Source organism: Clostridium tagluense (assembly GCF_003865095.1).
GTDB lineage: Bacteria > Bacillota > Clostridia > Clostridiales > Clostridiaceae > Clostridium_AD > Clostridium_AD tagluense.
Map to the genome: position 1 here is coordinate 1 of NZ_BHYK01000061.1, position 10,395 is coordinate 10,395.

6 protein-coding genes are annotated in these 10,395 nt (G+C 33.8%); all 6 read left to right on the forward strand.

Going from position 1 to position 10,395, the window contains the following annotated elements:
- Positions 1-151: 151 nt before the first annotated feature.
- The 6 genes from Ctaglu_RS23710 to Ctaglu_RS23740 all read left to right on the forward strand — a co-directional run bounded on the left by Ctaglu_RS23710 (position 152) and on the right by Ctaglu_RS23740 (position 10,249).
- Positions 152-448: a hypothetical protein gene (locus tag Ctaglu_RS23710; protein WP_125006404.1), complete on the forward strand. Its 297-nt coding sequence runs from the start codon at positions 152-154 to the stop codon at positions 446-448.
- A 287-nt stretch (positions 449-735) separates the two neighbouring features.
- Positions 736-6,474, forward strand: coding sequence for a phage tail tape measure protein (locus tag Ctaglu_RS23720; protein WP_125006406.1), 5,739 nt, complete (start codon positions 736-738; stop codon positions 6,472-6,474).
- 22 nt (positions 6,475-6,496) lie between these two features.
- Positions 6,497-7,360, forward strand: coding sequence for a phage tail family protein (locus Ctaglu_RS23725; RefSeq protein ID WP_125006408.1), 864 nt, complete (start codon positions 6,497-6,499; stop codon positions 7,358-7,360).
- A gap of 1 nt (position 7,361) precedes the next feature.
- Positions 7,362-8,519, forward strand: coding sequence for a siphovirus ReqiPepy6 Gp37-like family protein (locus tag Ctaglu_RS23730; RefSeq protein ID WP_125006410.1), 1,158 nt, complete (start codon positions 7,362-7,364; stop codon positions 8,517-8,519).
- Between the two features lie 23 nt (positions 8,520-8,542).
- Positions 8,543-9,367 (forward strand): hypothetical protein, encoded by an 825-nt coding sequence (locus Ctaglu_RS23735; RefSeq protein WP_125006412.1) that lies wholly within the window; start codon positions 8,543-8,545, stop codon positions 9,365-9,367.
- Between the two features lie 12 nt (positions 9,368-9,379).
- Positions 9,380-10,249, forward strand: coding sequence for a hyaluronate lyase N-terminal domain-containing protein (locus Ctaglu_RS23740; protein WP_125006414.1), 870 nt, complete (start codon positions 9,380-9,382; stop codon positions 10,247-10,249).
- Positions 10,250-10,395 lie beyond the last annotated feature (146 nt).

Genomic DNA, 10,395 nt, shown 5'->3' on the forward strand with positions numbered 1-10,395 from the left:
GAATGGAGCAATTGATATTACAGCAGTTACAGGAAATGAAATAGAAATTATTGAAGTTGATGGTACATTTAAAGCAATCAAAGCAGGTAAGGCTACAGTTACAGCAAAGGTATAAAATAATGGGGCTTAAAGCCCCTTTGGAGGTTATTAAATGTTTGATTTAAATATTGTAAGCAAGAGGTACTTTACTATTAAAATAGGTGAATTGGTACTAGAAGTTGAGCCACCAAAGCTCAAAGCATTAAAGAAAATAACAGCATTAAGCAAGGCAAAAAATGAGGACACAATGGATGAATTGGCAGAAGCAGTTGGCATGATCTTAAGCAAAAATAAGTCAGGACATAATGTGCCTGATGAATTAATTGATGAATTAGATCTTGACCAAATGAGTCAAATATTAACCGCCTATTTTGAATGGCTAAGTAAAGCTAAAAATTCCCCAAACTAAAAATCCCTTTTTACGATGATGGAAATAGTGATGAGGGACATTTTACGGTAAATACAATTGAGGAAAAAATAGTCTGCAAATATACTGGGTATAATTTTGATAGGCTAGAGGATTTAGAAGTATTTGAGTTTTGGTTATTGCTTAGAGACGCAGTAATCTACAATTATATGCAGACAGAAAGTGGCAATGAGTATCTCGAAAATTGTTATAGAATGAGCCAAACTTCTCCAGATAGAAAAAGGCTTAGAGAAAAAATGGGAAAATAAAAAAAAGAAAGGAGGAATAAGATGGCAGGAAATAATATAAAGGGCATAACCGTAGAAATTAATGGAGACACAGCTCCGTTAGACAAAGCGTTAAAAGGAGTTAACAAATCAAGTTCTGATTTAAAGCAAGAGCTGAAACAAGTTGAAAAAGCTTTAAAGTTAGACCCGAAAAACACTGTGCTTTTACAACAAAAACAAGAATTGCTTGCTAAAAGCATAACAAATACTAAAGAGAAACTTGGGACTTTAAAAACTGCAGAAGAACAAGCACAAGCTAAATTTGCACAAGGTAAAATATCGGAAGACCAATACCGAGCATTACAAAGGGAAGTAATAAACACTGAACAGGAATTAAAAAGATTAGCTTTACAATATGCAAGTGTTGGAACGGCAGCTAGTAGGTCTATAGTTGCCGCAGGGGATAGTATAAAAAAAGTAGGCGACAATGTAACTAACGTAGGCAAAAAAGTAAGCATTGCATCTGCCGCAGTAACAGGTATGGGAGCTACAGCTGTAGTAAATTATAAAGCTGTAAAGGTTGGAATGGATGAAGTAATAAAAGCAACTGGAGCAACTGGACAAGCGGCGAAAGAACTGGAAGTAACTTATAAAAACATTGGAAGAAATTCTACCGCAGATTTTGCTACGATAGGTCAAGCCCTGGGAGAAGTAAATGTAAGATTCAATTTAACTGGTAAGGCAGCAGAGGACTGTACATTACAATTTATTAAGTTTGCAAAAATAAATAATATGGATGCTAAAACTTCTGTTGCTTTAGTAAGTAGAGCTATGGGAGATGCTGGTATAAAGGCAACCGACTATAGTAGAGTTCTTGACATGCTTACAGTAGCAGCACAAAAAAGTGGTATAGGAATAGAAGGGCTTACTACAGATCTCGCTAAGTATGGTGCACCTATGCGAGCACTTGGGTTTGACGCAGAAACAAGTATAGCAATGTTTTCTGCTTGGGAAAAAGCTGGAGTCACGACAGAGCTAGCGTTTGGTGGTATGAAAAAATCAATTAGTAACTGGGGTGCAGCTGGTAAAGATAGTGCGGTTGAATTTTCAAAAACGCTTGAAGCTATAAAAAAAGCACCTAGCATAGCAGCGGCAACAACTATGGCTATAGATGTATTCGGTCAAAAATCAGGACCTGACCTAGCAGATGCAATTAGAGGTGGAAGATTCGAAGTCCAGGAGTATGTAGAAGCTCTGAAAAAATCTGGTGGATCAGTAACTAATACTACAAATCAAATGGCAAATGGTACTGGAGTTATTACAAAGGCTACACATGCAGCACAAATTGCAGCAGCGGAGTTTGGAGATACAATTGTGAAAGCTTTAATTCCGATTATAACTTCAATTACGGATAAAATTAAACAAGCAAGTAATTATCTTAATAGTTTAGATGAAAGTACACGCAAAAACATAGTGGGTATTGGTTTAATTATTGCGGTTCTTGGCCCTTTAATTATGTTTATAGGAACTCTATTTAGCAGTATAGGCAGTATTGTAGCCGGAGCTGGTGCGGTTGTCGGAGTATTTACTACAATTAGCGGAGCGATAGGAATATTAACAGGTGCTACTGTAACAGCAACAGGTGCAGCGGTAGTAGCGACTCCAGCCATGACCGCACTAGCGGGTGCTATTACTTTTATAACTGGCCCAATAGGGCTTGCAATTATAGCAGTAGTGGCATTAGTCGCAGGCGTTATTTTAGTGTATAAACATTTTGATGCTTTAAAAGGTATGTTTAATTCACTTGATGGGCCTATTAAAAAAATTGTAGGTGCACTGTTATTATTAAATCCAGTAACTGCTATAGTTATAGGTATAGTTGGGGCAATAAAAGGTGTACAATTTGCAATGTCAGATGCTATTCCAAAGGCAGATTTATTTGGCAAAGGTATCAGTAAAGGAACTAAAGAAGCAGTACAAGGCTATTTAGACTTGGATACTAATGCAACAAAATCATTAATGAACTTGAATTTTAGCGGTACAAAAATAAGCAAAGACACTGCTACTTCATTGACCAAAACCTTTGTAGATATGGGTACAAAGATAAAAACTGGAATGGATAAACATTATAATGAATCTCTAAAAACTATGACTGACACATTCGCAAAAAGTAGCGCATTAAGTTCTACAGAGGAAACAAGTATTCTTGCAAAAATGAAGACAGATAATGACAAGAAAAGGAAAAGTGTTGATGATGGAGAAAAAGCAATAAAGCTTATATTAGATACTGCTACAAAGGAAAAAAGAGCATTGAAATCTGATGAACTGGCTAAAATAAACACAATACAAAATACAATGAAAACCAATGCAGTAAAAACTCTATCTAGCACAGAACTCGAAAGTAAATCTATACTCGAAAGAATGAAAGCACAGGCAGGGAATATAACAGCACAACAAGCAGTAGACGTTGTAAAAAACAGCGTTGCTCAAAAAACTAAGGCAGTTGCAAACGCCAATAGTCAATATAATGAAACTGTAAAAGCTATAATCAAACAAAGAGATGAAACAGGAACCATAAGCGCAAGCCAAGCACAGAAGCTTATAGCTGATGCAGGCAAAACAAGAGATGGTTCAGTTAAAAGTGCTACAGATATGAATAATAAAGTAGTTGCACAAGCTAAACTACAAGCAAAAGACCATGTAAAAGAGGTTAACTGGACTACAGGTGAGGTTAAGACTAAGTGGCAGATGATGAAAGAAGATACTGCACAAAAGATGGATGGTATAGGCAAAAACATATCAACTGCGTTTAGTAATATCAAAAGCACTGTATCAAATAAATGTAAAGAAATAGTGCAAAGCACGAAAGATACATTGAATGGAATAGGTACTTTTTTTACTAACTTTTGGACTGGAATTAAAAATTTCTTTTTTTCAGTTTGGAATGGAATTGGAACAGGAGTAATGGCAATCATTAACCCTTTTATAAAAGCTGTAATCGACATATTTAATAGTATGAAAGATGGCATAGCAACAGTATTTGACGGAATAAAATTATATTTTACAGGGGTTTGGAAGGCAATTAAATTAATCTTTTTAGGTCCAATACTACTAATATGTGATTTAGTTACCGGAAATTTCGGAAAATTAAAAACTGATGCAATAGCAATATTTAATGGACTAAAGGCGGACTTTAAACAAATATGGGATGGTATAAAACTAATATTTACTGGTGTAGTTACTGCAATTGGTGGGTTTTTAAAACTCGAATGGAATAATATGGTTAATATTGCAAAAGGTATTTGGAATGGATTTAAAGGTTTCATGGGTGGCTTGTGGGACGGTATTAAAAACAATGCAGCAAGCGCATGGAATGGTTTAAAAACTTCTGTTATAAATATATGTACATCTATAGCAAGCGAAGCAAAAGGAATATGGAATGGACTTTTAACATGGTTTGGTGCTTTGCCAGGGAAATTAAAGACTGTAGGTAGTAATATGTTTTTAAGTATGAAAAACGGTGTAACAAGTACTATAGGTAGCGTTGATAGTGCTATAAGGAATGGATTCAATTCAGCTATAAAATTTATAAAAGATTTACCAGGTCAAGCATTAACATGGGGTACCGACATGATAAAAGGATTTGTTGATGGTGTAAATAACAAAATAAAAGATGTAGTAGATTCTGTTGTAAATGTAGCGGATAAAATTAGAAGAGTACTTCACTTTACTGTGCCAGACGAAGGGCCACTTTCAGATGCTGATACATACGGCGGAGACTTCATGCAACTTTTGGCAGATTCTATAGATGCAAATAGCGATAAACCAGCCCAAGCAGCTAAAAAGGTTGCTGACTTAATTTCTAAAGAAATACAAAAAATTAAATCTACAACGGCAACAGCTATAAAAGAGTTAAATAGTCAATTTGATAAATTAAGTGCTTCCGAAACTATTGCACTAAGAGGTGTAAATAGTAATAAAAAATATGCCATTAAAGATGAATATGATGCTAAGAAAAAAGCTGTAAAACAACAAATTGAATTAAGAAAAGAACAGGCAGATAAAGAAATTATTCAGATACAGCGTATTGGCAAGATGAACAAAGAAACACTGCAACAAGAATTAGCTGATAAAAAGACATTTGTAGATAAAGTGAATGCTCTTAACGATCAAATTAAAAATGCCATTAAAGAAAAATATACAGAAGAAGAAAAAGGGAAAGAAGAATCTATTCAGAAGCAAATAGATAACCTAGGTAATTTAAAAGATGCAAGCATTAAGAATATTGAAGATACTTATAATGCAAAAAAAGAATTTATGGAAGTGGATGAGAAAAGAACTGAAGAGAGTATTCATACGCAGATTGATATATTAGATAAATGGAAAGAAAGCCAACTTAAGATCAATGAAAATACTTATGAAGCCAAAAAAGAATATCTTGAAAATTCCAAAAGAGATTCAGAGAAAGCATTTGAGGTAGAAAGCAATAATTTAGATGATTGGAAAGAAGAAACTACTAAAGGAATGGAAGATGTTTACGATTCTAAAAAACAAATATTTGAAGATTCTCAAAGAGCTTCTGAAAAAGCATTTGAAGCTGAAAAAGATAATTTGGATAAGTGGAAAGAAAGTCAACTTAAAGGTATTGAAGAAGTTTCAAACACAAAGATTAAGGCTTTACAATCACAAATAGATGCATTAGAGGAACAAACTAAGTCGGAAGATAGAGCAGACAAGGACAAGGAAGAACTAGACAAAATAAGCAAGCTTAAAAATGCAATTTTGTATGAACATAACGCATTTAATAAAGTTGGAATGCAGGCAGAAGTAGATAATCTTCAAGCAGAACGTGACAAGAGATTGCATACTCAAATTGTAACTGATAAAAAGGAAGAGTTAAAGAAACAAATAGATGCAGTAAAGGAAAATGCAGATGAGCAAAAAATAAGCATCAATAGTCAATATGATGTAAAGAAAGAAGATATTAAAAAAAGAATTGAGGATAGTAAAGAGCATTATAGAATTGAAAAGGAAATGCTTGATAAAGCAGAAAAAGCAGAAAAAGATTCTATAAAAACTATTTATGATGTAAAGAAAGAAGATATTAAAAAGAGAACTGATGATAGCAAAGAACATTATAGAATTGAAAAGGAAATGCTTGATAAGTCTGAAAAAGAAGAAAAGGACTCTATTAATTTAATATATATAACTAAAAAAGAAACTTTAGAAAATGAACTTAATGATTCAAAAAAACACTTTGAAGATGAAAAAAAAGAATTAGACAAGAATTACATCGAAACTAAAGAAGTTTTTGATAAGCAATACAATGATAGCAAAGAGATACTTGATAAAAAAATAAAAGATGTAAAGAAATTCTATGAAGACAAATTAAAAGAAGCAAATCTTGAAGCTGAAGCTGAAAAAATGGTTATGGATAACAACCAAAAAGAAATAGTAGAATTATTAAATAGTTATGGAGAGCAATACAAGGCGGCTGGGCAAACTCTTGGTGATAGACTTGCAGATGGATTCCAACCGGCAATAAATAGTATAAAAAGTATGATAGCAAGCATAACAGCTGAAATATCGCAACAAAGGGCCAACGCAATAAGCGTAATGATGATGATGAATTCTTCATCTGCAGCCGCCATGAATTCAGCGAGAGTTAATAGTCCAAGCTTTAGCAGTAGCACAACGTCAACGACAAATGAATACAATGTCGCCATAACAAGTCCTATTGCCCAAACTCCAAGCCAACAAAGACGTGAAATGGAAACAACATTAAGACAATTAGCTTTTTAACATCTTAAAAAGTAGGTGAAATATGCAGAAATTAATCTTTACAAATGATAGGGGACGGAGTATAGTTTTAAAAAATTCTGGCCCTTTTTTATTACAAAAATTTGACCCAAGCCCTCCCAAAAGTACAATATTAACGTCAAAAGCTCCTGGTCAAGATGGTAAAAGCTATCATGGAGCTTTATTAGAGGAACGAACATTAAATATAGAGGTTGCTATTTTAGGTGATAATAGTGAAGATATGTTCAGAAAAAGGCAAGATTTATATAGTATCTTTAATCCTAAACTACAGGGCGTATTGACTTATACAAATGGTGCTGGTGAACATGAAATACAATGTATAGTGCAAGATGGTCCTACTCCTAAAGCCAGGTTTGAACCAGTACAAGAATTTCTTATACAACTATATTGCCATAACCCATTCTGGACGAACACAATTGAATCTAAAGAAGAAATAGCATTGTGGGTAGGTGACTTTGAATTTGCTTTAGAATTAACGGATGAAGGAATAGAAATGGGACATAGAGAAAGTAATTTAATAGTTAATATTTTGAATAAAGGTGATGTTGAATGTGGCATGAGAATTGAATTTACATCACTTGCTACTTTAGTAAATCCAAGTATTTTAAATATCTATACGAAAGAATATATTAAAATTAAAAGAACTCTTGTTGCAGGCGATAAGCTTGTAATTAATACAGAGTTTGGCAATAAGAAGGTTGAAATGGTTCGTAATGGTGTTGCAACAAATGTATTTAATTATATAGACTTACAAACAACATTTTTACAACTCGATGTAGGTGATAATCTTTTAAAATATGATGCAGAGCAAGGTATTGATAATTTAGAGGTAGTAATTTACCATAAGCCTCTATACGTGGGGGTGTAATATGGACACATTGCCTATCAGAATTATAGATAAGGATTTTAATCTATTAGCTGAAATTGATAACTATGAAAGTTTAATATTTATAAGAAGATTTTATAAGGTGGGGGAATTTGAACTACATATAAATATCAATAAATCTTATACAGATAAACTTGTAGATGGCAACCTAATTTTATTAGGTAATAAGCTTAATAAAGTAGGTATTATAATGCACAGAGAAAACACATATGACCAAAACGGAGAGCCTACTGATACTTTGCTAATTAAAGGCCCTACTCTAAAAGGTTTATGCAATAGAAGGCTCATGGTTCCGTCTAATGGTGGATATGATAGTTTTGAAGGTTCACAGGAAGCTATAATGAAATACTTTGTAGAAAAAAATTGTGTTAATTCAATTGATATTTCAAGAAAAATTTCTAATTTATTAATTGCTGAAAATAAAAATAGAGGAATAGCTGATAAATGGCGTTCAAGATATGAAAATCTAGCTGACAAACTTACTGAGATTGGAGAATATGCTAACTTAGGATGGGATATAAACCTTGATTTTAATAATAACAAGTTTGTATTTGATATTATTCAAGGAAGAAATTTAACAGCTGATCAAGAGCTATTGCCTCCAGTAATTTTTAGTGTAAATTTTGAAAATTTAAAAAGTAGGCACTATATAGATAGCAGTTTAAATCACAAAAATGTTGGATATTGTGGTGGAAAGGGCGATAATGAAAACAGATTAATCCAACAAGTAGGGGAAGTTAGTGGGTTTGACAGAATAGAAAGTTTTATAGATTGTTCTCAGGCGGAAGATGTAACAGAACTTAAAACTATAGGAAATCAAAAATTAGATGAACTTAAAAAAATAAAGAGCTTTGAGGTGGGAATAATACCTTACGGCTCTTTTAATTATGAACTAGACTATGACTTAGGCGATATTATTACAGCTCAAGATAAAAACCTAGGTGTGACAATGAATAGCAGAATTATTGAATTTAAAGAAATTTATGAGGTTAATGGATTTAACTTAGAAGCTATATTTGGTACTAACATTCCCAATCTTCTCGATAAAATTAAGAATATGGCAAAGCAACAATTCAGTACAGCAATTACCGGCACCGGAGGTAATGCTATAACAAATATTGATGGAGGTAGTTTTGTTTAATTTAAAATAAAGGATGTGATAGTTTGGAAAAGAGCAGTTTCTTTAATAGTATAAATGGGGATAGAAAATACAAAGCCAGTGATTTTGCTGATTTTTTTAATTCTCTTCTCACAAATGGTGTATTTCCTAATCCATCAACTAACTTACAAGTTATTAATAATGGAAATATGACGGTTACGGTTAAAGCAGGTAAAGCTTGGGTTAATGGTTATTGCTATATTAATGATAGTGACTTAATATTACCTATATCAGTAGCTGATGGCATTTTAAATAGGATAGACAGGGTTGCAATACAATATAACACAGTTAATAGAAACATTACTGTTAAAGTTAAAAAAGGTATGCTTGCAAGTAGTCCAGTTGCACTAATGTTGCAAAGAGATGCTGATGGCTATGAGTTAGGAATTGCAGATATATACATTGCTAGAGGAGTTACAAGTATAGTTCAAGCCAACATAACTGATTTAAGAATGAGCACAAGTTATTGTGGGTGGGTTAATAGTTTAATACAAGCTGATACTACGGCAATATTTAATCAATATTTAGATTGGTTTACAACGCAACAAAGTAAATATAATGGAGATTTTACAGCATGGACAACCGCTAAAAAGACCGCGTATGATAGTTGGTATGCTACAACGACTAGTGGTTATACAACTTCAATGTCAGCAAGTGAATTAAATTTTCAATCCCAATTTAACACTTGGTTTAGTGCAATTCAATCACAACTTAGTGGTGATATAGCTGGTAATTTACAAGCTCAAATAACAGCAACACCTAAAATTTATAGAGGAACTACTGCTCCAGCAAGCCCAACATCTATAGATTTTTGGTTTAAGCAAGTTTAGGAGGTGAGGTGAATGTCTGTAACGGAGTTACCTATACAAGAAAAAAGAGGGTTAAAGGCTGATTTACCCATCCTACTAGAGGGACAATTTGGGTTTTGTACAGACACAAAAGAAGTCTTCATTGGTGATGGAACTGCAAATAATTTACTGGGTGCAAAAGGAGATACAGGTTTAACAGGACCTAAAGGAGATAGGGGTGATGCTGGTACACAAGGCCCAAAAGGGGATACAGGATTAACTGGAGCTAGTGGCGCAAAGGGTGAAACCGGTATTAATGGGGTAAAAGGAGATACTGGATTAACTGGAAGTCAAGGAGCACCCGGAATAAATGGTTCACAGGGTATCCAAGGAATTAAAGGAGATACAGGAGCAAAAGGTGATACTGGCGGACAAGGTGCAAAAGGAGATGTTGGAGCAACAGGTGCACCTGGAACAACTAACTATAATAGTTTAGAAAATAAACCTAGTAGTTTGCCTGCCAATGGTGGAACAGCGAATGGCATGAATTATACGGATAGTAGAAACACAAATTTTAATGGATTTGATTATAAAGGGATTACTGTTCATTTAAAGTCAAATGCAACAGATGGATTAAATGATGGTGGAACTTATCATGGAGTTCTTCACATTACTCAATGGGGTGATGTTTCAGGTGGGAAAGCACATGAACTGGGGTTTACAGACAACGGGAATACTTGGTATAGAGATTGGGATGGTAGCGCGTGGAGCGTGTGGCTTAAAATTGCTAAATCAACTGATATACCAACAAAGTTATCCCAATTGACTAATGATATAGGTGCTGGCGGGGGAATAAAAATAACTACAAGCCCAACATCTCCAACTAGTCCAAGCCCAAGTGACTTTTGGTATAAGATTATATAAGGAAGGTGATTTAATGAGCGATATAAATATACAAATGCAACAAAGAAATGCGAATAATACCGCGTGGGACAATGTAAATCCAAAAACAACTGCTAGTAACGTTTTAGCATTAGATGGAAGTTCAGTTGAGTCACACTTGGCTGAAA

Bases quoted from the DNA above. Each gene is read 5' to 3' on its own strand.
- Ctaglu_RS23710 (WP_125006404.1), top strand. From the start codon at position 152: ATGTTTGATTTAAATATTGTAAGCAAGAGGTACTTTACTATTAAAATA.
- Ctaglu_RS23720 (WP_125006406.1), top strand. From the start codon at position 736: ATGGCAGGAAATAATATAAAGGGCATAACCGTAGAAATTAATGGAGAC.
- Ctaglu_RS23725 (WP_125006408.1), top strand. From the start codon at position 6,497: ATGCAGAAATTAATCTTTACAAATGATAGGGGACGGAGTATAGTTTTA.
- Ctaglu_RS23730 (WP_125006410.1), top strand. From the start codon at position 7,362: ATGGACACATTGCCTATCAGAATTATAGATAAGGATTTTAATCTATTA.
- Ctaglu_RS23740 (WP_125006414.1), top strand. From the start codon at position 9,380: ATGTCTGTAACGGAGTTACCTATACAAGAAAAAAGAGGGTTAAAGGCT.